This is a genomic window from Nocardia brasiliensis NBRC 14402 (assembly GCF_000308475.2).
Taxonomy (GTDB): Bacteria; Actinomycetota; Actinomycetes; order Mycobacteriales; family Mycobacteriaceae; genus Nocardia; species Nocardia brasiliensis.
The window spans coordinates 1-22,627 of record NZ_BAFT02000057.1 but is presented as its reverse complement, the minus strand read 5'-3'; the positions used below and the strand labels follow the sequence as shown (position 1 = coordinate 22,627).

Below are 22,627 nucleotides of genomic sequence, written 5' to 3'. Positions count from 1 at the left end.
CCCTATCCCGAGATCCGGAACCCAGGGTCGATACCCCAGATAGCCAGTGTCAGAAACAGATTCGCGAACACCATGACGACGATGACCATCTTGATGGCCCGGCCCGCCGCGTGTCCGACGCCTTCCGGGCCGCCGGTGGCGACATAGCCGTAGTAGCACTGCAGGAACGTCGAGATCAGCACGAACACCATCACTTTGAGCACCGAGAAGAACACGTCGGCACCGTTGAGGAACTGGAAGAAGTAGTGGTCGTAGGTACCCGCCGAGGTGCCGCCGAGAAACAGCACCGACAGCTTCGTCATCAGATACGCGACCGCGAGGCCGACGCTGTACAGCGGGACGATGGTCAAGGTCGCCGCGATCATCCGCGTGCTCACCAGATACGGAAGTGGGCGGATCGCAATGGATTCCAGTGCGTCGATCTCCTCGGAGATGCGCATCGCGCCCAGTTGTGCGGTGAAGCGGCAGCCCGCCTGGATGGCGAAGGCCAGCGTCGCCAGGATCGGCCCGATCTCGCGGGTGGTGGCGAACCCGGAGATGGCGCCGGTGAGCGGGTTCATCGTGAGCAGGTTCAGCGCCGTGTAGGACTCCATCCCGACCGTGATGCCGCCGAAGCCGCACAGGATGACGACCACGCCGACCGTGCCGCCGCCGACGATGAGCGAACCGTTGCCCCAGCCCACGTCGGCGGTGAGCCGCAGCACCTCTTTGCGATAGTGCTTCAGCGCGAACGGAATCGCCGCGATCGCCGCGACGAACGTGATGGCCTGATGCCCGGCCCGCTGATTGGCCCGCACCGGCCCCTGCGCGGCCGCGCCGAGCAGCCGCAGCGGTCGCAGCGCCGGCGGGGTGTACCGCGAACCCATCTCAGAGCACCTTCGCCGGGAACAGCGTGTTGTACACCTGGGTGATGATGATGTTGGTCGCGAACAGCATCAGCGCCGAATTGACCACGGCCGCGTTCACCGAGTTCGCGACCCCGCCGGGGCCGCCCTTCGTGTGCAGCCCGATATCGCAGGCGATGATCGCGGTGAGCGCCCCGAAAATAGCGGCCTTCACCAGGGCGACGATCAGATCGTTCGCGACGGCGAAGGAGGCGAAGGTGCTGATGAACGAGCCCGACGTGCCGCCCTGCGCATAGACGTTGAACAGATAGCCGGTGGCGAAGCCGACAAACACGACGAACCCGCACAGCAGCATGCTGACCAGTACCGCGGCCGCGAGTCGCGGGGCGACCAGCCTGCGGATCGGATCGACGCCCATCACCCGCATCGCGTCGATCTCCTCCCGGATGGTGCGTGAGCCGAGATCCGCGCAGATGGCCGAGCCGACCGCGCCGGCGATCATCAGCGACGTGACCAGCGGCGCACCCTGCCGGATGATGCCGAGACCGCTGACCGCGCCGATGAACGTGGTCGCCCCGACCTGACTCACCAACGCGCCCAATTGGATCGAGACCACGACGGCCACCGGGATCGCGACGAAGACCGTCGGCGCCGCGGACACGTTGGCCATGAACGCGCACTGCTTGACGAATTCCTGGAACGGGAAGCGCCGGGCCGCCAGCGCACGGACCATCTCGACGACGGCGTCGCGACCGAGCCGCACCTGCCTGCCGAGGGTTTCCAGCGACCGTTGCGGGTGGCGCTGCCACAGGCCACGCAGGTCGTCGACGGCCTTTTCCAGATCGGTCCGGTCGGGCGGTCGTTCGGTGATGGTCACAAGATTTGCCTTTCCGGCCTCATGCGGTACCGCTCAGCTGCCGCTCGAGCAGGACGAGAAGAAAGCCGAGCACCGCGATGCCCGCCGCGACGGAGCTGAGCACGGCGAGCCAGAGCCCGAAGCGCAGCACCGGATTCACCCGCCGGCGTCCGCCGAGAATCTGCACGGCCTGCACCAGCACATCGATCAGCCAAACCAAGATCATCATCAGGTCATGCACACATTCGAGAAGGTGAGCACGGGCCAGCACACGATCGAGCCCAGGAACGAGACGATGACGTCGATGCCGTGCATATTTCGTAGCTGGCTGGTGTGCGTGAGCGTCCAGACGACGCCGATCAGCCCGTAGGGGACGGCGAGAATGATCAGGGTCCCGAGGAACTCCGAGACCTTCATCTCGTAGCTGAACAGCCGATCCAGCTTCTCGAGCATGCGTGTCCTTTCGCGTGCCGACCGAACGTCACCGGCCCCACACGAGCGCCCGCAGAGATCCGCCGTTGGATGTGGCCGGCCGCCGTGCGGTCCGGTATGGGCGGCTATGTTACGCACGATTCCGGACTCAATGGAAGGGTTTGACGAAGATTGTCAGCCGGTTCCGAAACGGATAATTGCACGCACATCGGTACGTTGACGATAGGCGGTGCGCGACTTAAGTTATCTGTAGTTCACAGATTATTACCGGGACGCCGAGTCGATCCAGCCTTGGGAAGGACTCCCTATGACCGCCGCCGCCCACTCCCCCGATCAGCACGATGTCGCCCCGCTGCCGAAAGAACGCACCAGAATCCCGATCGGCTCCGCGCATCGACCGGTCCGCAAACGCCCGATCACGCTGACCGACGCACTGGACTTCTGGTCCTTCGCCGGGGCAGCGGCCAATGTAGCGATGCAGATGGCACGGCCGGGCGTAGGGTACGGCGTCGCCGAGAGCAAGGTCGAATCCGGGGCGCTGATGCGACATCCGTGGAAGCGGGCCAGGACCACCACGCAATACCTCGCCGTGGCGATCCTCGGCACGGAAGCGGAGCGGCTCGCGTATCGCGAGGCGGTGAATGTCGCGCATCGGCAGGTACATTCGGCCCCGGGCGCCGCGGTGAAGTACAACGCGTTCGACCGTGATCTCCAATTATGGGTCGCCGCATGCCTTTACATCGGGTTTGAGGACACCTATCAGCTGCTGCAGGGCCGCATGAACGACGAGCAGGCCGAGGCGTTCTATGCCACGTCGTCGACCCTCGGCACCACGTTGCAGGTGACCGAGGAGATGTGGCCCGCCACCCGAGCCGATTTCGATCGGTACTGGAACGAAGCCTGCGGCCGGGTCGCGATCGACGAGTTCGTCCGGAGCTACCTGGACGACCTGCTCGAGCTGCGCATGATCCACTGGTATCTGCGGCTGCCGTTCCGGAACCTGTTGAAATTCTTGACCATCGGCTTCCTCGCCCCGGTTTTCCGTGAACAGCTCCGCGTCGAGTGGACCGCCGCCGATCAACGCCGGTTCGAGCACCTGTTCGTCTTCGTCGCCTTCGTCAACAGATTCATCCCGCGCTTCGTCCGGCACGGTGGGACCCACGCCCTAATGGCCGACGTGCGGCGCCGAATCCACAAGCACAAGAACCTGATCTGAGCGTGACACCGTCGTCCGGGCGGCGCACCACCCGGACGACGGAGACCCCTCGATCAGGCAGGATTCATGGGCAGAGCCCGTCGCTGAGCAGGTCGATGAAATCGGTGTCGGACTTCGGCGCCTTGTTGAGGGTGTAGGTCACGGCCCGGCCGTCCGGGGTCGCGCCGGACAGCGTCAGGAAGCCGTAGATACCACCGGTGTGCCCGACATATTCCGCGCCGCAAGGCAATCGGGTCGACCCGAGGCCGAGTCCGTAGGACATGTCGATGGTCTCGTCGCCCATCGGCACACCGGCCCGCATCTGCTGTAGTTCGGCGGCAGGCACCACCTTTCCGGCCAGCAGCGCAAGGAAGAAGCGGTTCAGGTCGGTGCCGGTGGACACCATCGCGCCGGCCGACCACGGCACCGACGGTTCGATGCGGGACACCTCGGTGACCACGCCGTCGATCTCGGCGTAGCCCTTCGGATGCGGACCGCGGATATCCCGCTCCGCGGGGCCGGGCAGGTAGGTGTCCGACAGCTCCAGCGGTACCAGGATCCGCCGCTGCAGCTCTTCGACATACGGTGCGCCCGTGACCTTTTCGATGAGCATCCCGGCGACGATGTAGTTGGTGTTGCTGTACTCGTAGCGGGCGCCGGGCGCGAAATCGGCGGGCATGGTGAGTGCGATCGCGATCTCCTCGGCCGCGGTCATGGTGCGGTTCTCCAGCGCCGCCCGGTACTCGTCGATGCGGGGATCCTTGGTGAGTTCGGGTAGCCCGCTCTGATGACGCAGGACCTGGCGTACCGTGATCGCTCGGCCATCGATGCCCGGTCCGGTCAGCAAGCCCGGCAGGTAGGTGTCGATCGGCTCGTCCAGCCGGACCTTGCCCTCCGCGACCAGTTGCAGAATCACCGCGCTGGTGAAGGTTTTCGTGATACTGCCGATTCGGGTGCGCTGCAGCGGCTCGGCGGGCATCGTCGCGTGCGTCGAGGTGTCGGACTCGCCGCTGGTGAGCACCGCGGTCTTACCGTCGCCGGTGACGGTCGCGATCACGCCGACGCCGCCCGCCTCGACGATTTTGTCGATGTTCTCCTGCACGGCACGAACCCTGTTGTCCGACAGTCGTTCCACCGGGCTCGGCGACGATTCCGACGAGCACCCGGCAAGCAGTCCGGCAGCGGCGAGGGCGGCGGCGAGCGGTGCGAAGCGCATACCCGCAACGGTAGGTAGGCAACCGGTGCACGCACATCCGGGACGAACCCGGAGATCACCCCTGAGGCCCGGTCACCTTCGAGGATGAGAAGCACTGCCAGGACTTGCGTTGGAGCGCACTCCAACTTCTACAGTCCTCCCATGACCACGATCCAACAGCCCACCGGGGACAGCGACCGTTTCGAGCGCGGCTTGGCGCTGCTCAAAGAGATCGGCGGGCCCGACGGTCCCGCGGTACTGGAGAGCCTGGGCGATATCGCCCCCGACCTGGGCCGGCTCACCGTGGAGTTCGGCTACGGCGATATCCTGTCCCGCCCCGGCTTGACCCTGCGCGAACGCGAGTTGACCACGGTCGGCGCCCTGGCCGCACTCGGGCACGTCGCACCGCAACTGCGCTGGCACATCAACGGTGCGCTCAATGTCGGCTGCACCCGCACCGAGATCGTCGAGGTGTTGATCCACGCCAGCGTCTACGCGGGATTCCCGGCCGCGTTGAACGGTCTCACCGCCGCGAAAGAGGTCTTCGCCGCCCGCACCGATCTACCCGACGAGCCCACCCCGGAACCGGCGCCCACCGGCGCGCGGTTCGAGCGGGGCAGCGCCGCGCTGTCCGAGATCGACGGCCGGGCCGGCGAGCAGGTCGTCGCCGCGTTGCAGGACATCGCCCCGGACTTCGCCCGCCTGCTCGTCGAGTTCTCCTTCGGCGATATCTACGCCCGGCCCGGACTCGACCTCAAGACCCGCGAAATGGTGACCGTGGCGATGTGCACCGCGCTCGGCGTCGCGCCCCAACTCGGGGTGCACATCCACGGCCTGCTCAACGTCGGCGGCAGCGAGCAGGAGGTGGTCGAGGTCCTGACCCAGATGGTGGGCTACGCCGGCTTCCCAGCCGCACTGAACGGAATCGCGGTGGCGCGCACGGTCTTCGCCGAGCGCCGTAGCCATCGAAATGCCGATGCCTGATATCGGCGATCCCATTGGCCACCTTCCGTACCCGTACCTAGGGTCGAAGACATGGCGAAAATACTGTTCGTACTGACCGGTGCCGACCACTGGACCCTGGCCGACGGCACCCTGCACCCCACCGGCTTCTGGGCCGAGGAGTTCGCGGTGCCCTACGAAGCGGCCAAAGCGGCCGGCCACGAGATCGTGGTCGCCACGCCCGGGGGTCTCGTGCCACCGGTGGACAAGGGCAGCCTGGCCGCCGAGTACAACGGCGGACAGGACATCGCCGACAAACGGGCCGAAACACTCGCGAACGCCGTCGAATTGCAGCGGCCCGCCGATCTCGCCCAGGTCGACCTCGCCGACTACGCCGCGGTCTACTACCCGGGCGGGCACGGGCCGATGGAAGACCTCGCGGTGAACCGCGAATCCGGCGAACTCCTCACCGCCGCACTGCGATCCGGCAAACCGCTCGCGGTGGTCTGCCACGGTCCGGCCGCCCTGCTCGCCGCCACGAACGCCGACGGAACCAACGCCTTCGCCGGCTACACCCTCACCGGATTCACCAATGCCGAGGAGCGGCAGGGCGGTCTGGCCGACAAGGCCAAGTGGCTGCTACAGGACCGGCTCGTCGAACTCGGCGCGAACTTCCAGGAGGGCGAGCCGTGGGCGCCGAAGGTCGTGGTGGACCGCAACCTGATCACCGGCCAGAATCCGGCGTCGTCCGCGCCGGTCGCCGCGGAGCTGCTGAACAAGCTGGCCTGAGCGGCCACGGGAATCGTCGGCGGGGTCGAGACGTTGGTCGCGATAGTGACGTCGTCACGTCTGGTCCGCAGTAAGGCTCGTCCGCTTTCGCGTAATTCCACTTCGGAAGGAACCGCATCATATGAGCACCGACCTCAACGCCCGGCCCGCCGCCGCGTCCGGGACCTTCGCGATCGGCGCAGACCTGCCCGTCCATCGGCTCGGTTTCGGCGCCATGCAACTGACCGGGCCGGGCGTCTGGGGTGATCCCGCCGATCCCGACGAGGCGGTGCGGGTGCTGCGCCGGGTCGTCGAACTAGGCGTGAACTTCATCGACACCGCCGACTCCTACGGCCCGTTCGTCAGCGAGCAGCTCATCCGGAAGGCCTTGCACCCGTATCCCGACGACCTCGTGATCGCCACCAAGGGCGGCTTCACCCGCAGCGGCCCCGGCGATTGGCGGGCCGTCGGCCGGCCCGAATACCTGCGCCAGCAAACCGAACTCAGCCTGCGCCACCTCGGCCTGGACCGGATCGACCTCTACCAGCTGCATCGGATCGATCCGCAGGTACCGCTGGCCGACCAGCTCGGCGAGCTGGCGCTGCTGCAGCAGGAGGGCAAGATTCGGCACATCGGCCTGTCCCAGGTGAGCGTCGCGCAGCTGGCGCAAGCGCGTGAGATCGCCACCATAGTGTCGGTGCAGAACCTCTACAACCTGTCCAACCGCACCGACGAGGACGTTCTGGACTACGCGGAACGCGAGAACATCGCGTTCATCCCTTGGTACCCGATCGCCACCGGCACGCTGGCCGCGCCCGGCGGTCCGCTCGATGCCATCGCCGCGGAGCACGGCGCCACGCCCGCGCAACTGGCGCTGGCCTGGCTGCTGCGCCGCTCGCCGGTGCTGTTGCCGATCCCGGGGACGTCCAGGGTCGCGCACGCCGAGGAGAACACCGCGGCCGCGGGTATCACCCTGACCGACAAAGAATTCGAAAGTCTCGCCGCGGCGGTCTGAGTCACCATCGCGCGAGTTCCCCGAAACTGGACAGTCCCACCGGAGACTGTCCAGTTTTATTTCTCGGGGCCCGGCGATTGCCGGGACTGCTTTGCGCGCACCATAATTCCCCGTGATACCGGGGGAAATGCGGCATTGTTCACCTCCACGCAATGTCGGTGCACCCGGCACCGAAGGCGCCAACCGGAATCACGCTCGACACGGATGGATCAGGCCGTGCCGGGACCGCGCGCTGGATTCCGGAATGCCGGCGCCCTCGTGAGGGTTTGGGCAGAACCCCGGCGCCGGGTGCGTGATTCAGCGTGCACGTTGCGATTCGGTGGATAACAGTCCCGAATGCGGTAATTGCGGGTAGTTTCCGTTTGTATCAGCCTGGTGCGAGGAAGCGGGACCTATGGTTGAGATCGACTGGACGGGCGAGGATGTCCGTGCGCTTCGCGCCGCGATGCGGCGAAGCCGGTACGAATTCGCGCGTCTGGTGGGCGTCACCCCGCGCACCGTTGTCCTGTGGGAAAACGGCCGGACGAATCGGATGCATGCCGCCAGCCAGCGTCTGCTGGACAAGGTCGTGTCCGATGCCGATCCGGCCGTCGTCGCGCGCTTCGAGCGGACTGTCACGGCAGGTCGGGGCTCCGGCTTCGACCTCGCGGACTCCGACCCGGCGCCCGATCCGCACACCCAGCTCGGTAGGGACATCGGGCTCGACAAGGAAGTCGAGGATGACGACGTGAGAAGGCGAGAGTTATTGGCCTGCATCGGCGTGGGCCTGACCGGCCGGGCCGCCGAGTTGATCGCGAGCGAGCCGGAGAAGATGCTGGCCACCCTGGATGCCGGGTCGATGAGCGAGCGACGGCTCGGCTTGCTCGAGCACTCGGTCGAAGAACTCGGCAAACGCGTGGTGCATCTACCGCCGCACGAACTGCTGCACCCCACGCTGGAGCAGTTCCGCACGGTCCGTGGCGCGCTCGCCCAGCGACAGGCGACCCATCATCAGGTCCGGCTGGTTCGCACGGCGGGACGGCTCGCCAACGTGGTCGGCGAAATCCTGTTCAACGAAGGACATTTCGGACAAGCCCGGATGTGGTACGGCACGGCGATCCATGCCGCACAGGACATCGGCGACCGCTACTCGGAGGATATCGCGCTGGCCGGTCTCGCGTATCTGCCGACCTACAGCGACAAACCGAAGGAAGTCCTGAACCTGCTCGGCGGGCGGCTCGACGATAATCCGGCACACGGGCCCGCGGCGGCCTGGCTGTGGGGAATGGCGGCCCGCGCGCACGCCAGCCTCGGAAATGCCGACCAGTTCGCGCGGTGCATCGAGAAATCTGCCCGCGCATTGGAAGATATTGACCAGCAAGAACTTACGGTCGGAATCTTTTCTTATCGCCCGGAGAAACTCGCCTTCTATCAGGCGATCGGCAACGCACGACTCGGCCGCGCCGGCGAAACCGCGAAAGCCGCGGCCCGCGCCCTCACCCTGTACGACCCGCGAGAAACAATGGAGCCCGCGCTGGTTCGCTTCGAGCACGCCACCGCGTTGCTGACCGCGGGCGAGATCGACGAAGCGTGTTCCATTGCGACACAAGCGATCACCGGGAACAACACCTATATCGGATTGACTGTCACCAAGCGCGCCAAGCAGTTCGACACCGCGCTGACCGGCTTTCGCGGGCGCGCGGTCACGGGCTGGCGCCAGCACGCCCGGTCGGTGCTCGAGGCATCCCGAACCAGGGCCTGACGAACCCTCCCGGGCCGTTATGTATTCGTTGCATCCTGCGGGCGGGCGCGGTGCATGACACCGGTGAGCCAACCGCTGATCTGTTGTGTCTGCGCGGGTGTCGGGCGGCCGGACTCCCAGCGACGGGCGGCTGCGATCAACGTCTCCGGCAGCGTGGGGTTGATCCGTTGATTCGTCATACGTACATGATGCACTGGGGCGCAGCAGAGTACGAGTAGGGGGCGAGGTGCGTCGACCGGCAGGGGGGATGGGAGCCGACGCACCCCGCCAATATGGGTGGTTTTTCGGGTTCGGCGCTACCTCAGGAGGTTTCGCCGGACCCGGCTTCGATGAGCGACTTGGGACGCATATCGGTCCAATGGGTTTCGACGTAGTGCAGGCACGCTTTGCGGGCCGCCGCCCCGTAGGCGATCGTCCAGCCGCCCGGTACGGCGGCGAAAACGGGCCATAACGAGTGCTCGCCATCGGCATTGATCAAGACGTAGAACTGGGCGTCGTCGTTGTCGAAGGGGTTGTTCATCGGTTTCCTAGCTTCCTGGTCGGGTCAGGGTTTTCGGGGGTCAGGTGCCACGGCGCGGTCCCGCTGGGTGGTGCGGGCGCGATCGCGCCGAAACGAAAAAAGCGCCACGATCCGCGGGGCTTCGCGTCGCGCGCGGAGGTGCGCGGCAGACGAGCGTGGCCCGGATGGGCGGAACTGTGACGAGTGCGACGAAGTGGTGTGACGGCCGGCGGCCGGAATCCCCGCCGGTGCCGAACCTTCCCTGAGTCCGGCACCGGCGAAGCCTGACGCAGCTGCCCGCCTTCGGCGTCGGAGAACCGTCGATCCGGTTCGGCCGCTGCTTGGTTCAGCCTACTGGGGGTGACCGACATTTCCGGCGGTTCGGGACACATGCCGGTGCGGATCGGGCCGGGTGGCGGAGTCGGGAACGGTAGCCGCGCCGAACGGCACTGGGCCGGACCGGTTGTGGTGAGCTGTACCCCCGACGGATACAGCTCACCGGGCATGCCGCAACCCCACTCCGCATATAGCACCAGAGCCTCCTCGAGCGGCAAAACAACAGCTGGCCGATGCCCCTGCGGGCAGGCATGGCGAACATTAACGCCTGCCCCAATAAATGGGGGCGTTTTCCTTTAAACACCGGGTCGGTCGACCAGTTCGCTACGTCGCGGGCCGGATCTCGTCTCAGGTGGTGAGATGAGTCGCGGCGTGTTCGGCGATCATCACCACCGTCGCCTGCGGCCCGCGACCCAGCGGCACGGGGACGACGGACAGGTCGACGATCGCCAGACCGGTGACGCCGTGCACCCGGCAGCGCTCGTCCACGACCGCGCGCTCGTCGAGCGGCGGGCCCATGCGGCAGGTGCCCGACAGGTGTTGCGAGGTCGCCAGGTTCGCGCGCAGCCAGGCGTCGGCCTGCGCGGGCGATCGGGGCCTCGGGTCGGTACGCGGTTGCGCCGACATGCGATGCAGCAGGTCCATCGCGATATCGACCGCGGTGCGCAGCCGGGCCCGATCGCGCTCCGCACGCAGATGACCGAGCCGGATGTCCGGCGGGGTCGCCGGGTCGGCCGCACGCAGCCGCACCGAGCCCGCGGACTCCGGTCGCATCAGCGCCACCCCGAGACGATAGGTGCCGGGCGTGAAAGCGACCGTGTAAGGCCGGAATTCGAGGTCGTCCAAGGCCAGCGCATATTCCAAGGCGACGGCCGCCCGCGCCGGTGCGGCCAGGCGATATTCGAGGCCGATTTCAGGATGGTCGGTGCACCAGGCGCCGACCGGTGCCGGATGCACCACCGGAATTCCCGACGCCCGAAGCTGTTCGGGATCGCCGACACCCGAACGCAGCAGCAGCGCCGCGGTTTCGATGGCCCCCGCGCTGAGCACGATCCGATCGGCCCACACCGTTTCGATCCGACCGGCACGCAGCACTTCGACGCCGACCGCCCGGGTACCGCGAAAAACAATGCGAAGCGCCGAAGTATCACCGTGCACGGTGAGATTCGGCCGAGTCAGCGCAGGCAACAGATAAGCGAGCGCGGTACTGGTGCGCACCCCGTCGGCGATATTGCACGGCACCCGCCCCACGCCGTCGGTGGTGTCGGCGGGCGCGTTCAAATCGGAAAGCAGCGGAAATCCCGCGACCACACAGGCGTTGGCGAATTCCTCGCTCAGCGGTACCGGATCGGCGCTGCGCCGCACCGGAATCGGGCCGGCACGGCCGTGCCAGCGCCGGTCACCGAAATCCAGATCGTGTTCCGAGCGGCGATACGCGGGCAGCACCGCGTCGAAGGACCAGGTATTCGCGCCATTCAGTACCTGGCGCCACGCCGCGAAATCCGCGGGCGCGGCGCGCACGAAATAGCTGCCGTTCACCGCGCTCGAACCGCCGATCGCCCTGCCGCGCACAATGTTTCCGGTCTGCTCGGCGCCGTCCGCCGCGGCCAGCGAAATCGGATAGCGCCACAGCCACGGGGTATCCGCCTCGAGCGGCAGCCGCGTGGCGTCGCGCAATCGCGCCGGCACCTCGGCGGGTGCGCGCCACACCGGGCCCGCCTCGAGCAGCCGCACGGTGTGGTCCGGGTGCTCGCTCAGCCGCGCGGCGAGCACACAGCCCGCCGTGCCGCCGCCGACGATCAGCGTCTCGGTCATCCGCCGTCCGATCGACCCGTCGGCGAATCAGTGCGACGGCGCAGTGGGTTTCAGCGATTCCGGGCTGCGGGCACGGAAGGCGCCGACCCAGAGCCCGGTGCCGTAGGCGATATCGTCGAGCCGCTTGTAGGCCACATAGCGCACCGGATCGAGGCCGCCGGCGTCGCGATGGGTGAACCAGTCGGCCAGGCCGTCCGCGACCGCCATGGTGATCGCGATGCGCCGAATTCGCCTGGAGGCCACCATCGCCAGCAGCGTCACCGGCCAGTAGTGCCGGCACATCGCCGAGGCCAGCCGCCACAGCCCGGCGAAGAAGCCGCGCGAGAGGTAGATCGCGGCGATCCGGGTCGGGTTGTCCAGCTCGGCGAACACCCGGCGTAGTCGCACCAGCGCGGTCGCCAGGGTGACCAGCCCGCCGAGCAGGCCCCACTTGGACTTGGTGGCGAAGAGGAAGGCCGCCAGCATGGTCCACGACGGCAGCGACAGCGGCGAGACCATCCCCGGGTGCCGCTCACCGAGCGGCGCGGCGCCCGTGCCGTAGAACATCTTTCGGCCGAACCAGGCACGGAAGGACACCCGGTGGTCGTGCGCGACATGGGCGGCGGGCTCATAGCGCAGGCGCCAGCCCGCCTGCTCCAGCCGCCAGCACAGGTCGACATCCTCGGCGACCTGCATCGACTCGTCGAAGCCGTCCTGCGCGAGCAAGGCGCGGCGGCGCACCAGCAGCGCGGCGCTCGGCACGTAGGACACCAGCCCGTGCGACTGCACGGCCGCCTCACGCCTGCCCAGATCCAACGAGGAGCGGGTGTGCTCGTAGCGGGCCAGTGCGTTGGACTCCGGGTCCAGCGCGACGATCCGCGGGGCCACCAGCGCCACCTCCGGATCGCTGAAGTGCCCGAGCATCACCTCGAGCCAACCGCTGCGCGGCACCACGTCGGAATCCAGAAAGGCGACGAAGTCGGTTGTCGCGGCCTTCAATCCGGCATTGCGCGCGGCCGCCGGACCCTGCCGCTGATCGTGGCGCAGCACGGTGACCCGGCAGCGGGTGCCCCGATCGCGCGGGATGTGCACCGGCTGGTCCGAGCCGTCGTCGACCACGATGACGTTGTGGCCGCGCAGCGCCGCGAGCAGCCGGGCCAGCCCGTCGGGGTTGTTGTACAGCGGCACAATGACGGTGACGTCCTCGGGCGAGGGCAGCAGACGCGGACGCGGGTTCGCGACACCGGAGTCGAGCAGCCGTCTGGCAACGGTCGCGGACTTCGGCCCGGTCACCTCGAGGTACCCGTCGCCGATCATCTCGGCGGCCTCCGGGGCAAGACGCAGCAACCGGGCGGGAGAACCGCCGATCAGCACTCGTCCTCCGGAGTATGCGCGTACCCGTGGATCAATCCGCACCCCGAATCCGTCGGGCAGGCGATCATGGCGCATTCCTGGCATGCTAGGCGGAGATTCGCGAACAAGCATCATCAGTCCGGTTAAAAGGACAGAATTCCGCACGAATCGGGCCCGCCGACGCGCCGCGACGGATATCGCCGACAAAGTTGGCGCGGCGCATTTCACACGATTCCAGCATTCGGCAACGAGACGGCAATCGGCCGGTCGAAACCGGAACTCGACCGCCGCGCGTTCGGCAGCACACGACTGGCAATTGCCCTCGCTTAAGCCAGCGGACTCTCGTCACAGGCGCGCGCCGGGCGCCGTTCAGGTGAAAATCCGCTCGGGCGCGTCACCGACAGGGTCAACGGCACGGGCGCGGGTTTGCGTGCGCCGGTGCGTGGTGTCACGCGCCGCGAGTGGTCGACCGAGGAGCGCGGGATCAGCCGCGCCGGGTCGGCCAGCGCCGCCTCGCCGTACCCCTGGACGCATTCCGGGTCCGGTCCGTCGGCGGGCAGACCGGTGAAGAACTTGGCCGCCATGCAGCCGCCGCGGCACGAGTCGTAGTGACTGCACGACGCGCAGGCACCGCCGCCGCTGGGCGCACGCAACTCCGCGAACAGCTCGGACTCCTGCCACACGGTGCGAAAACCGCCGTCCGCCACCACGTTTCCGGCATGGAATCGGTCATGGATGGCGAACGGGCAGGCGTACACGTCGCCGAGCGGGTCGACCAGGCAGACCACCCGTCCGGCCCCGCACAGGTTCAGCCCGGGCAGCGCCTGACCGAACGCGGACAGGTGGAAGAACGAGTCGCCGGTGAGCACGCCCTCGCCGTTGCGCAGCAGCCAGTCGTAGAGCACCCGCTGCTGCTCCTGGGTCGGATGCAGCTCGTCCCACACGTCCGCGCCGCGGCCGGACGGCCGCAGCCTGGTCAATCGCAAAGTCGCGCCGTATTTTTCGGCGATCGCCCGGAACTCGTCGAGCTGACCGATGTTGTGCCTGGTCGCCACGACGGACAGCTTCGCGTCGCGGAAACCGGCCGCGGCGAGGTTCTCCAGCGCGCGGATGGCCATCGCGTACGAACCCGGCCCGCGCACCGCGTCGTTCACCGCCGCATCCGCGCCGTCTAGTGAAATCTGTACGTCGACATAGTCACTCGCGGCCAGCCGGGCGGCCACCGCGGGCGTGATCCGAACTCCGTTGGTGGAGAACTTCACGCCGACGTGGTGCGCGGTCGCGTAGTCGACCAGTTCCCAGAAGTCCGGGCGCACCGTGGGTTCGCCGCCACCGATGTTCACGTAGAACACCTGCATGCGCTCGAACTCGTCGATCAGCGCCTTGCACTGTTCGGTGCTGAGCTCGCGCGGATCGCGCCGGCCGGACGAGGACAGGCAGTGCACACAGGACAGGTTGCAGGCGTAGGTCAGTTCCCAGGTGAGGCAAATCGGCGCCGCCAGACCGGATTCGAACCGATCTACCAGCGGTACCGCCGCGTCGGACGGCGGGACCACCCCCGCCGTCGACGGTGCCGCGCTCACAGCAGCGGCGGCGGCGGGCGCCCGCGTAGCAGCGGCGGACGCCTCGATGATCATCTCCGAATCGACCAGCTGTGTCAGCGCTTTCACATACTGCGCGGAATTCTCCGCCGAGATGCCCGCGGCGCCCAGCGCCGCCCGCGCGGACTGATGTGCGGGCAGCGACCGCACGATCTCGACGATCCGCGGACTCTTCAGGAAGGAGAGTTTGCGGGTGCCGAAATGGTAGAGCAAAGCACCGAACGGTTCCGGGCGCAGCGCCACCCTGGGGTGCAGCTGCCATCGGTCGTCGAGATCGAACATGGTCGTTCCGCCTGTCAGTAGACGCCGCACATACCGTCGATGGAGACCTCTTCGATGAGGCTCTCCTCGACCAGCGGTGCGGTGTCCTCGCGCGGTTCGGTGGTGCCGACCGTGCCCGAGTGGTCGGTCTCGGCGTGTCCGTTGGCTCCGTATTCCGGCATGTCTACCTCCGAGCAAGCGTCCGGTGGCTACCCGATGTAGCCCCCGTCACACGATAACGTCATTCGCTGACAAAATGGAACACGTTCTTGTGTGCGACTTCGCCGCCGCCGGCAGAACGGCCTGCCCGCGCCCGCGTCGATCGGCCGGAGTCGGTCGTCACCATTGCGCCGGAGTCACCCGCACACCGACCCGGGCGCGGCCGCGCCCTCTAGACTTCGGAGAGAAAGCAGCTGAACAGGACGGGACGGGCGACAGGCGCCCGCGGTGGTAGAGGTGGCATGGGAGTCGGACGAATGCAGGCGAGCGGGGGCGGCAACACTCTGTCGGAGTCCGAGATCGTCGAGGCCGCGCTGCGAGTGGTCCGCGAAGACGGCGTGGAGAAACTGTCGATGCGACGGCTCTCCCGTGAACTCGGAGTTTCCCCGATGGCGCCGTATTACTACGTCGCGGACAAACGCGAGCTGCTCGACCTGGTCGCCACCGCCGCGCTCACCGGAGTGCGCACGCCGCCAGCCGAATCCGGCCCGTGGCAGATCCGGCTGCGCGATCTCATCGACCAGATCGACGAGAAGCTGCGCAAGCACCCCGGCCTGGGCGACGTGCTGATCGAGCAGATGCTCGGCAAACAGCTCGACCTGATCGCCGCCATCATGGAGATCCTGTTCGAGGCGGGCTTCAACGACCGCAATGTGCTGGCCGCCTATGCCACCATTCACACCTACCTGTTCGGCCGCAGCCGAGTGAACCCCCGCGACCGCGCGCCGCTGTCGGATGTCGCACTCCCGAATGCCGTCGAACGTGCCACCAAGTACATGGCCGACCTGCGCGGGAAGTACGCCTACGACTTCGGCATGGAGGTGCTGATCGCCGGACTGGAGGCCCAGCTTGTCCGGCAGCCGACGTCCGACGTACGATAAAACTGAAACACGTTCTAGTTTTGGCGCCGAGTAGCGCTGGGTAGTCGAGAGGACGAATATGGATGCAGCATCGCGGAGCGATCCTGTGGGGGGTGGCGGTCGGGCGACGGGTGGGCCAACCGTCGAGGTTCCGCACGGCTCACGTTCGGTCGTGCTGCGGGTAGCAGCGGTCATCACGGAAACGCCCGATACCTGTTCGCTGGTCTTCGACGTGCCCGACGAACTCGCCGAGCGGTTCCGCTACCACCCCGGCCAGTTCCTCACCCTGCGCATCCCCAGCGACCTGACCGGCTCGGTGGCGCGGTGCTATTCCCTGGCCAGTTCGCCGTTCACCGACGACCGCCCGAAGGTCACCGTCAAGCGGACCGCCGGCGGCTACGGCTCGAACTGGGTGTGCGACAACGTGAAAGCGGGCGACTCGCTCGAACTGCTGCCGCCCTCAGGTGTTTTCACGCCGAAGGATCTCGACGCGGACCTGCTGCTGTTCGGTGCGGGCAGCGGCATCACACCGGTGATGTCGATCCTGAAATCGGCGCTCGCGCGGGGCAGCGGCCGAATTGTGCTGGTGTACGCCAACCGTGACCACGACTCGGTGATCTTCGCCGACGAACTGCGCGACCTGGCCGACAAACATCCGCAGCGCCTGACCGTGATCCACTGGCTCGAGCACCTGCAGGGCCTGCCGACCGCCGACGCGCTGGCCACCCTGGCCTCGCCCTACCAGAGCTTCGAAGCGTTCATGTGCGGGCCGAAACCGTTCATGGACCGGGTGCACGACGCGCTCGCCCAGCTCGGCGTGCCGCGCTCGCGCACGCACGCCGAAGTGTTCAATTCCCTTGCGGGCGACCCGTTCGCGGACCAGGCGCCGGTCGAGGTGTCCGACGCGGAAGCGGCCGAGGCCGCCACGGTCGAGGTGGAACTCGACGGCGAGGTGCACGAGCTGTCCTGGCCGCGCAAGCAGACCCTGGTGGACATCATGCTGGCCAAGGGCCTCGACGTGCCGTATTCCTGCCAGGAGGGCGAATGCGGGTCGTGCGCGTGCACGGTGCTAGAGGGCAAGGTCGAGATGGACAACGCCGAGATCCTCGACCCCGAGGACATCGAGAACGGCTATATCCTCGGCTGCCAGGCACATCCGGTGACCGATCACCTGAAGATCCAGTTCTGATCGCTCAGCGCGCGCGATAGTGCGCGCGCACCGCGGGATCGAGATGTTCGGTCGCGTAGCTGAGCGCGGTGCGACCTAGATCGGCGGCATGCTTGTCCAGGAAGCCGGTGAGCAGGCGCTGATCGATCCGCTTGCCCACCTCGCGCAGCATCCAGCCGAGGGCCTTCTGAATGAGGTCGCGGCGATCGTCGAGCAGCCGCTCGGACAGCGCGAATGTGGTTGTGGCGTCCCCGGATTTGATGAAGGCGAAGGTCGACAGCAGCGCGACCCGCCGCTCCCACAACGAGTCCGCGGCGGCCAATTCGAACAGCAGCTCACGTGGTTTGTCCAGCAGCCACGGACCGATGATGTTCTCGGCGGACACGTCGACCAGATCCCAGTTGTTCACCCGGCCCCGGCGCACGGCGGCCAGATAGCGGTCCACCATTTCCGCGCGCGCCGCGTCGTCGAAGGTGCGCGGCTTGGACGCCTTGGCGAACCGGGCATTGAGCACGACCAACCCGGCGAGACGGTCCTCGTGCACGGGACTGTCCAGCAGGAGGTCGATCTCGTCGAGGGGTAGTGCCGCAAAGCGTTTCGCGACACCGCGGGTCGCCGGGACGCGTACGCCGACGAACATGTCGCCCTCGCCGTACTCACCGGGGCCGGTCTTGAAGAACCGTTGCAGATGGATCGCATCGGCGGGATCGGCGATCTCCCGCAGCGCGGCCTGCACCGCGGCCGCGGTCTGCGCGCCTTCGGTCGTCGCGGACACCTCCCGGCGGGTCACATCAACCCTGGGCGCCCAGAATGCGGCCGGATTCGAAAGCCGCGGCGCTGGCGGGCAACTCGCCGGGTCGGCCGCTGTTGCGGACCAGCACCGCGCCGTTGCCCGGCGTCGGGCGACCGAGGGCGTCCATACGCCGGATGGTCTGCGCGGCAACGGCTTGCGCGCTGTCGAAGAGCCGGACGCCGTCGGGCAGCGCGGCGACGATGGCATCGATCACCAGCGGATAGTGCGTACAGCCGAGCACGACGCCTTCGACGTCGTCGGGGGTCTCCGCGACCGCCCGCGCGATGGACTCGCGCGCACCGACCAGGTCACCGCGGTCGATCGCATCGGCCAGACCATGGCAGGCCACCCCGACCACGTCGGCGTTGCCGCCGAACTTCGCGATCAGATCCGCCTGATACCGGCTGGCGGTGGTCGCCGCGGTGGCCCACACCGCCACCGAGCGGCAGACGGCCGCGGCCGGTTTGATCGCGGGCACGGTGCCGATCACCGGCACATCGGGGCCGACCTCCGCGCGCACATGCTCCAGGGCGGTGACGCTGGCCGTGTTGCACGGGATGACGATGACTTCGGCGCCCAGCTCGATCGACATCCCGGCAGCCCGGACCACGCGGTCGATCGTCCATTGCTCCGGTTTCGGCCCCCACGGCGCGCCGTCCGGGTCCAATTGCAGCAGCAGATCCACGTCCGGCCGCAGCTTGCGCAGCCAAGCGGATGTGGGCAGCAAGCCGAGACCCGAATCGATGAGCGCGACGATCACATCGACAACCGTATTACAGGGCCCGGACGCGGTGCCCACGACGGCGGCTCGAGCGGCAGGCAGGCACCGGCCCCCGGCGCTCGGCCGCACCACGCGACCGCACTCAGCTCGGCGTGAGCAACTCCGAAACCGGTGCGCCCGCAGCGATCTTCGCCCTGGTCTTCATGACCTGTGCGGTAGTACCCGCGCCGACCACGCCGGTCAGCCTGCCGTCTCTGGAGTAGTAGGCGAGGAACTTGCGGCCGTCGTCGACGGCCACGTCGACATCGTCGGTCGCGGCCGGCGTGCCGAGCGCCTGGATCTTCACGTCGTACTGGTCGCTCCAGAAGTACGGCACCCGGGCCGCGGTCGGCGCAGCGGCGCCGAGCAGCGCGCAGGCGACCAGCCGCGCCTGCTCGCCCGCGTTGGTCCAGTGTTCGATCCGCTTGCGGTGTCCGGCCTCCTGCTGCCAGGCGGCGACGTCGCCGACCGCCCAGACCCCCTCGGCCGAGGTGCGCCCCACCTCGTCGGCCAGCACCCCGCCGCCCGCCGCCGGATCGGCGAGCGCGATGCCGGATTCGGCCAGCCACTCCGTCACCGGACGCGAGCCGACCCCGATCACCACCAGATCGGCGGCCACCTCCGTGCCGTCGGACAAGATCGCGCCGCGCACCCGGTCGTCTGCCGCGAGCAGCGTGTGCAGCCCCACCCCGCAGCGCAGGTCGACGCCCTCGGCGCGGTGCATCCGGGCCACCAACTCGCCGACCCGCTCGCCGAGCACACCGGCCAGCGGGGCCGGCTGCGGCTCTACCAACACCACCGCGAGGCCGCGGACCCGGAAACTGGCCGCCAGCTCGCAGCCGATGAAACCCGCGCCGATCACGAGCGCCGTTGTCGCCGTCGCCAATTCGCTACGTAAAGCGAGAGCGTCGGCGTGGCCGCGCAGCACGTGCACACCGGTCAGGTCGGGCAGACCGGGCAGACGGCGCGGACGCAGGCCGGTGGCGATGATCAACTGGGCGTAGTCGAGGGCCGTACCGTCGGCGAGACGCACCTGCCGCGCCGCGGTGTCCAGGCCGACGGCCTCGATGCCGAGCCGCACATCGATCTGTTTCTCGGTGTAGAACTCGTCGGGGCGCAGCGTGGTGTCGTCGGTTTCGCCGCGGACGAACTGCTTGGACAGCGGCGGCCGGTCATAGGGCAGGCGCGGTTCGTCGCCCAGCAGGACGAGCGCACCCTCGTATCCGGTACGGCGCAATTCCTCGGCGGTGCGCAGGCCGGCCAGGCCGGCGCCCACGATCACGATCGGCGCGGTGTCTGTTGCTGAAGGTGCCACGCAGCTCACCCTAACGGTTGCTTGGTGCGCTGCCGGAGTGAGCCCGATCACTCGGCAATCGCGGTGCAATCGTAGCCGTTCCGATATTGATCGGGCGGTCAATCAGGTCTATACCCAGAGGTAGGACATAATCCTGAGCCCTAGGAGGCACACCATGTTCACCGAAAGCCGCGCACAGGACTTCCTGGCCGTAGTGCTGGGCGTCTTCGCCGCGCTCTCACCCCTGTGGCTGGAAACCACCGACAAAGCGATGTGGTCGCTGATCGTGCTCGGGGTGCTCATCGCACTCACCGGGCTGGCGCAGATGTACCGGCCCGCCCTCGGCGCGAACGCCGACTACGCGATGGGCCTGTTCGGCGTGCTGCTGTTCATTTCCCCGTGGGCCATGGACTTCAGCGATTACCGCGGCGCATCCTGGACCGCATGGGTAGTCGGGGTAGTGACGGCGGTGGTCGCGGTAGCGGCGCTGCCGACGGTGTCGGGACGTCTGCACAGCATGGCGCCACACCACTGATGCAGATGCCGAAACCCGGTCGGCGGGCCACCCGCCGACCGGGCAAGGAATCCGCCGCCGGGCGTCGCCGCAGCGCGAAAGTGGACGGCGACGCCCGGCAACTCATCCTGGACTCGGCCGAGCAGCTCTTCGCCGAACAGGGCTTCGACGCCACCGCGACGGCGGCCATCGCCGGTGCCGCGGGCGTGCCGAAAGGTCTTGTCTTCTATTACTTCCCGACCAAGGATTCGATCCTGTCGACCCTGATGGCCGAGCGCGTCCCCGCCCACCCGATCGAAGATATCGGCACCGTGGTGGCGCCCGGCGATCCCGCGGCCAGCCTGGTCGCGCTGGACGCGGCGTTGAACCTGCGCGACCACCACTCCTCGGTGCTGCGGGTGATCATGTGGCGGGAGGCCGACACCCACCCCGACGTGCGGCGCCAATTGCGCCGTCTGCGTGATCAATTGCTCGATGTCACCGCACGAGTGCTACAGGCCAGCGCACCCACCCCGGTGCGGCCCGGCACCCTGCGCGCCTGCGCCGCCGCGTGGGTCTCGGCCATGTTCGCCATCGCCAGCACCGATCGGCTGCACGCCCTCGACGGCGTGCCCCTTCCCACCGCCGACGAGTTGCTCAACGTCGCCCAGGTCGTCGCCGCCGGGATGACCCAGCTCGGCTGAGTTCGCGAAGTGGGGATCGAAAGTTATGCACAGGGTGCGTGTTATCCCCAATTGGGGAGCGACGGGTGGTTTCCGGGAGCCGGGTGGTTCACGATCGCGGTATGGATGCACCGCAACTGATCTCGCGGCAGCAGGCGCTGGCGGCGGGGATCTCCGATAGTGAACTGCGCAGGCGTTGCCTGGACGGGTCGTGGTGGCGGGTGCGGTCCGGGCGCTACGTCAACGCGCCCGAGCCGGGGCTCACACCGGCGGGGCGCCATCTGGTGCTCGCGCTCGCGACCTGCGAGGCGATGTCGGAAGACGCTGTCGCCAGCCACTGTTCGGCCGTGGTGCTGCACGGCGTCCCGTGCTGGTCGATCCCGCTGGACCGCGTGCACCTGACCCGCAACCGGATCAACGGCGGACGCGTCACCAACCAGTTGGTGGTCCATTCGGCACAGCTGACGCCGGACGAGATCACCATCGTCAACGGACTCCAGGTGACCACCGCACCGCGGACGGTGATCGACATCGCCCGTTCGGCAAGTTTCGAGCAGGCTGTAGTCATCGGGGACAACGCGCTGCACCAGGGACTCACCACGGCGGAGGAACTGCAGGAGTACCTTTCCCGCGCCCGACATCGCCGGGGTGCTCGACGGGCCGCCCACACCATCGACTTTCTCGACGGCCGCAGTGGAAGTATCGCGGAGTCGCGGAGTCGCGTGGCTTTCCGGGAAGGCGGACTGCCTGCGCCCGAGTTGCAGGCCCGGGTTTTCACCGACGACGAAGTGTGCGTGGGCCGGGTGGACTTCCTGTTTCCCGAACTGGGGGTGATCGGGGAGTTCGACGGAAAGATGCAGTGTCAGAGCGCGTTACGAACGCATGGACAGGTGGTGGTCGCCGAAAAGAACCGGGCAGACCGACTCCGGGCGCTCGGGTGGATGGTGGTGCGGTGGACTTGGCATGACCTCGCAGACCCGGCGCATCTGGCGCGTCGCATTCGTGCAGCGGGCCGGGCGGCTGCCTACGGTCGCCGGGCTGGCCACTGGATGCCCACGCCGCGGATCTGAGCGCAGGGGTTCCCGCACCCCTTCCGTGCTCCCGCACCCCTTCCGTGCTCCCGCACCCCGACTCGCCGGGAGACACGCCGGGGTCAGGATCGGAAAGGGTGCGGGAACAGGCGTGACCTCGCAGAACCGGCGCTCCTGGCGCGCCGCATCCGGGCAGCGAGCAGGGCGGCTGCCTACGGCCGCCGGATCGTCCACTGGATGCCTACGTCGCGGGGCGGGCGGCGCGGGCGGGGTTCCCGCACTCTTTCCGTGTTCCCGCACCCCGACTCGCCGGGGGACACACCGGGGTCAGGATCGGAAAGGGTGCGGGAACAGGCATGACGTCGCAGAACCGGCGTACCTGGCGCGTCACATCCGGGCCACGAGCAGGGAGGCTGCCTACGGCCGCCGGATCGGCCAGTTCCCCGCACTCTTTCCGTCTTCCCGCACCCCGACTCGCCGGGGGACACACCGG

Annotated in this window: 23 protein-coding genes and 2 pseudogenes; 10 read left to right on the top strand and 15 right to left on the bottom strand. The window is 67.9% G+C overall.

Annotated elements, in window-relative coordinates:
- Positions 1-2 precede the first annotated feature (2 nt).
- Genes TY25_RS17315 through TY25_RS17300 form a run of 4 tightly spaced genes read right to left on the bottom strand, consistent with a single transcriptional unit; the run spans position 3 to position 2,154 of the window.
- A complete protein-coding gene (locus TY25_RS17315) occupies positions 3-866 on the bottom strand; it encodes an ABC transporter permease (RefSeq protein WP_042257540.1) in 864 nt (287 codons plus the stop codon).
- Between the two features lies 1 nt (position 867).
- Complete coding sequence (locus TY25_RS17310) at positions 868-1,722, bottom strand: MlaE family ABC transporter permease (protein ID WP_042257537.1); 855 nt, start codon at positions 1,720-1,722, stop codon at positions 868-870.
- Between the two features lie 19 nt (positions 1,723-1,741).
- Positions 1,742-1,930, bottom strand: a complete 189-nt coding sequence (locus TY25_RS17305) for a hypothetical protein (RefSeq protein ID WP_042257534.1) — start codon at positions 1,928-1,930, stop codon at positions 1,742-1,744.
- Entirely contained in the window at positions 1,930-2,154 is a 225-nt protein-coding gene (locus TY25_RS17300; protein WP_042257531.1) for a hypothetical protein, read from the bottom strand. The genes TY25_RS17305 and TY25_RS17300 overlap by 1 nt, the downstream gene beginning before the upstream one ends.
- 286 nt (positions 2,155-2,440) lie before the next feature.
- Here TY25_RS17300 and TY25_RS17295 point away from each other — a divergent pair, with 286 nt between their 5' ends.
- Positions 2,441-3,349 carry an oxygenase MpaB family protein gene (locus tag TY25_RS17295; protein WP_042257529.1) on the top strand — a complete coding sequence of 303 codons (909 nt, stop codon included), beginning with the start codon at positions 2,441-2,443 and terminating at the stop codon, positions 3,347-3,349.
- A 64-nt stretch (positions 3,350-3,413) separates the two neighbouring features.
- On the opposite strand, the gene TY25_RS17290 is transcribed toward TY25_RS17295, so the two are convergent.
- Positions 3,414-4,544: a serine hydrolase domain-containing protein gene (locus tag TY25_RS17290; protein WP_042257526.1), complete on the bottom strand. Its 1,131-nt coding sequence runs from the start codon at positions 4,542-4,544 to the stop codon at positions 3,414-3,416.
- Positions 4,545-4,685: 141 nt separating this feature from the next.
- Between TY25_RS17290 and TY25_RS17285 the strand changes: the two genes are divergently transcribed.
- The 4 genes from TY25_RS17285 to TY25_RS17270 all read left to right on the top strand — a co-directional run bounded on the left by TY25_RS17285 (position 4,686) and on the right by TY25_RS17270 (position 8,989).
- Positions 4,686-5,507, top strand: coding sequence for a carboxymuconolactone decarboxylase family protein (locus TY25_RS17285; RefSeq protein ID WP_042257523.1), 822 nt, complete (start codon positions 4,686-4,688; stop codon positions 5,505-5,507).
- A gap of 51 nt (positions 5,508-5,558) precedes the next feature.
- On the top strand, positions 5,559-6,254 hold the full coding sequence (locus TY25_RS17280) for a type 1 glutamine amidotransferase domain-containing protein (RefSeq protein WP_042257520.1): 696 nt from the start codon (positions 5,559-5,561) through the stop codon (positions 6,252-6,254).
- A 121-nt stretch (positions 6,255-6,375) separates the two neighbouring features.
- The gene (locus TY25_RS17275; protein WP_042257517.1) at positions 6,376-7,248 is read left to right on the top strand and encodes an aldo/keto reductase; all 873 of its coding nucleotides are present in this window, start codon (positions 6,376-6,378) and stop codon (positions 7,246-7,248) included.
- Positions 7,249-7,642: 394 nt separating this feature from the next.
- Positions 7,643-8,989, top strand: a complete 1,347-nt coding sequence (locus tag TY25_RS17270) for a helix-turn-helix domain-containing protein (RefSeq protein WP_042257515.1) — start codon at positions 7,643-7,645, stop codon at positions 8,987-8,989.
- Between the two features lie 17 nt (positions 8,990-9,006).
- Here the strand turns inward: TY25_RS17270 and TY25_RS42730 are convergent, their stop codons facing one another.
- From TY25_RS42730 to mftA, 7 genes and pseudogenes are all read right to left on the bottom strand, one after another.
- On the bottom strand, positions 9,007-9,168 hold the full coding sequence (locus TY25_RS42730) for a hypothetical protein (protein WP_156055107.1): 162 nt from the start codon (positions 9,166-9,168) through the stop codon (positions 9,007-9,009).
- Between the two features lie 122 nt (positions 9,169-9,290).
- A complete protein-coding gene (locus TY25_RS17265; RefSeq protein WP_042257512.1) occupies positions 9,291-9,509 on the bottom strand; it encodes an MbtH family protein in 219 nt (72 codons plus the stop codon).
- 663 nt (positions 9,510-10,172) lie between these two features.
- Positions 10,173-11,639 (bottom strand): mycofactocin dehydrogenase MftG, encoded by a 1,467-nt coding sequence (gene mftG / locus TY25_RS17260; protein ID WP_042257508.1) that lies wholly within the window; start codon positions 11,637-11,639, stop codon positions 10,173-10,175.
- Positions 11,640-11,666: 27 nt separating this feature from the next.
- Entirely contained in the window at positions 11,667-13,067 is a 1,401-nt protein-coding gene (mftF, locus tag TY25_RS17255) for a mycofactocin biosynthesis glycosyltransferase MftF (protein WP_042257506.1), read from the bottom strand.
- Between the two features lie 230 nt (positions 13,068-13,297).
- Positions 13,298-14,608 (bottom strand): mycofactocin radical SAM maturase, encoded by a 1,311-nt coding sequence (mftC, locus tag TY25_RS17250; protein ID WP_370466210.1) that lies wholly within the window; start codon positions 14,606-14,608, stop codon positions 13,298-13,300.
- A gap of 48 nt (positions 14,609-14,656) precedes the next feature.
- Positions 14,657-14,854, bottom strand: a pseudogene (mftB, locus tag TY25_RS44085) (mycofactocin biosynthesis chaperone MftB); the annotation flags it as partial.
- A 14-nt stretch (positions 14,855-14,868) separates the two neighbouring features.
- A pseudogene (gene mftA / locus TY25_RS44675) lies at positions 14,869-14,943 on the bottom strand (mycofactocin precursor MftA); the annotation flags it as partial.
- Between the two features lie 351 nt (positions 14,944-15,294).
- Here mftA and mftR2 point away from each other — a divergent pair.
- On the top strand, positions 15,295-15,933 hold the full coding sequence (gene mftR2 / locus TY25_RS17245; RefSeq protein WP_226887159.1) for a mycofactocin system transcriptional regulator MftR2: 639 nt from the start codon (positions 15,295-15,297) through the stop codon (positions 15,931-15,933).
- Positions 15,934-15,991: 58 nt separating this feature from the next.
- Positions 15,992-17,101, top strand: a complete 1,110-nt coding sequence (locus tag TY25_RS17240) for a ferredoxin--NADP reductase (protein ID WP_042257504.1) — start codon at positions 15,992-15,994, stop codon at positions 17,099-17,101.
- A gap of 4 nt (positions 17,102-17,105) precedes the next feature.
- Here TY25_RS17240 and TY25_RS17235 read toward each other — a convergent pair whose 3' ends face one another.
- The 3 genes from TY25_RS17235 to TY25_RS17225 form a co-directional block, all read right to left on the bottom strand.
- Positions 17,106-17,855, bottom strand: coding sequence for a DNA alkylation repair protein (locus TY25_RS17235; protein ID WP_042257959.1), 750 nt, complete (start codon positions 17,853-17,855; stop codon positions 17,106-17,108).
- 16 nt (positions 17,856-17,871) lie between these two features.
- On the bottom strand, positions 17,872-18,633 hold the full coding sequence (locus TY25_RS17230) for a glutamate racemase (protein WP_029901617.1): 762 nt from the start codon (positions 18,631-18,633) through the stop codon (positions 17,872-17,874).
- Between the two features lie 103 nt (positions 18,634-18,736).
- Positions 18,737-19,948, bottom strand: a complete 1,212-nt coding sequence (locus tag TY25_RS17225; RefSeq protein WP_226887158.1) for an NAD(P)/FAD-dependent oxidoreductase — start codon at positions 19,946-19,948, stop codon at positions 18,737-18,739.
- 154 nt (positions 19,949-20,102) lie between these two features.
- Here TY25_RS17225 and TY25_RS17220 point away from each other — a divergent pair, with 154 nt between their 5' ends.
- The 3 genes from TY25_RS17220 to TY25_RS17210 all read left to right on the top strand — a co-directional run bounded on the left by TY25_RS17220 (position 20,103) and on the right by TY25_RS17210 (position 22,173).
- Entirely contained in the window at positions 20,103-20,462 is a 360-nt protein-coding gene (locus tag TY25_RS17220) for an SPW repeat domain-containing protein (protein WP_042257498.1), read from the top strand.
- A 5-nt stretch (positions 20,463-20,467) separates the two neighbouring features.
- The gene (locus TY25_RS17215) at positions 20,468-21,124 is read left to right on the top strand and encodes a TetR/AcrR family transcriptional regulator (RefSeq protein WP_088607290.1); all 657 of its coding nucleotides are present in this window, start codon (positions 20,468-20,470) and stop codon (positions 21,122-21,124) included.
- 101 nt (positions 21,125-21,225) lie between these two features.
- Positions 21,226-22,173 carry a hypothetical protein gene (locus tag TY25_RS17210; protein ID WP_042257493.1) on the top strand — a complete coding sequence of 316 codons (948 nt, stop codon included), beginning with the start codon at positions 21,226-21,228 and terminating at the stop codon, positions 22,171-22,173.
- The last annotated feature ends 454 nt before the right edge of the window (positions 22,174-22,627 follow it).

Excerpts from the sequence above, each read along its gene's own strand:
- TY25_RS17315 (WP_042257540.1), bottom strand. The coding sequence starts at position 866 with ATGGGTTCGCGGTACACCCCGCCGGCGCTGCGACCGCTGCGGCTGCTC.
- TY25_RS17305 (WP_042257534.1), bottom strand. The coding sequence starts at position 1,930 with ATGATGATCTTGGTTTGGCTGATCGATGTGCTGGTGCAGGCCGTGCAG.
- TY25_RS17300 (WP_042257531.1), bottom strand. The coding sequence starts at position 2,154 with ATGCTCGAGAAGCTGGATCGGCTGTTCAGCTACGAGATGAAGGTCTCG.
- TY25_RS17295 (WP_042257529.1), top strand. The coding sequence starts at position 2,441 with ATGACCGCCGCCGCCCACTCCCCCGATCAGCACGATGTCGCCCCGCTG.
- TY25_RS17290 (WP_042257526.1), bottom strand. The coding sequence starts at position 4,544 with ATGCGCTTCGCACCGCTCGCCGCCGCCCTCGCCGCTGCCGGACTGCTT.
- TY25_RS17285 (WP_042257523.1), top strand. The coding sequence starts at position 4,686 with ATGACCACGATCCAACAGCCCACCGGGGACAGCGACCGTTTCGAGCGC.
- TY25_RS17280 (WP_042257520.1), top strand. The coding sequence starts at position 5,559 with ATGGCGAAAATACTGTTCGTACTGACCGGTGCCGACCACTGGACCCTG.
- TY25_RS17275 (WP_042257517.1), top strand. The coding sequence starts at position 6,376 with ATGAGCACCGACCTCAACGCCCGGCCCGCCGCCGCGTCCGGGACCTTC.
- TY25_RS17270 (WP_042257515.1), top strand. The coding sequence starts at position 7,643 with ATGGTTGAGATCGACTGGACGGGCGAGGATGTCCGTGCGCTTCGCGCC.
- TY25_RS42730 (WP_156055107.1), bottom strand. The coding sequence starts at position 9,168 with ATGACGAATCAACGGATCAACCCCACGCTGCCGGAGACGTTGATCGCA.
- TY25_RS17265 (WP_042257512.1), bottom strand. The coding sequence starts at position 9,509 with ATGAACAACCCCTTCGACAACGACGACGCCCAGTTCTACGTCTTGATC.
- mftG (WP_042257508.1), bottom strand. The coding sequence starts at position 11,639 with ATGACCGAGACGCTGATCGTCGGCGGCGGCACGGCGGGCTGTGTGCTC.
- mftF (WP_042257506.1), bottom strand. The coding sequence starts at position 13,067 with ATGCGCCATGATCGCCTGCCCGACGGATTCGGGGTGCGGATTGATCCA.
- mftC (WP_370466210.1), bottom strand. The coding sequence starts at position 14,608 with ATGATCATCGAGGCGTCCGCCGCTGCTACGCGGGCGCCCGCCGCCGCC.
- mftR2 (WP_226887159.1), top strand. The coding sequence starts at position 15,295 with ATGGGAGTCGGACGAATGCAGGCGAGCGGGGGCGGCAACACTCTGTCG.
- TY25_RS17240 (WP_042257504.1), top strand. The coding sequence starts at position 15,992 with ATGGATGCAGCATCGCGGAGCGATCCTGTGGGGGGTGGCGGTCGGGCG.
- TY25_RS17220 (WP_042257498.1), top strand. The coding sequence starts at position 20,103 with ATGTTCACCGAAAGCCGCGCACAGGACTTCCTGGCCGTAGTGCTGGGC.
- TY25_RS17215 (WP_088607290.1), top strand. The coding sequence starts at position 20,468 with ATGCCGAAACCCGGTCGGCGGGCCACCCGCCGACCGGGCAAGGAATCC.
- TY25_RS17210 (WP_042257493.1), top strand. The coding sequence starts at position 21,226 with ATGGATGCACCGCAACTGATCTCGCGGCAGCAGGCGCTGGCGGCGGGG.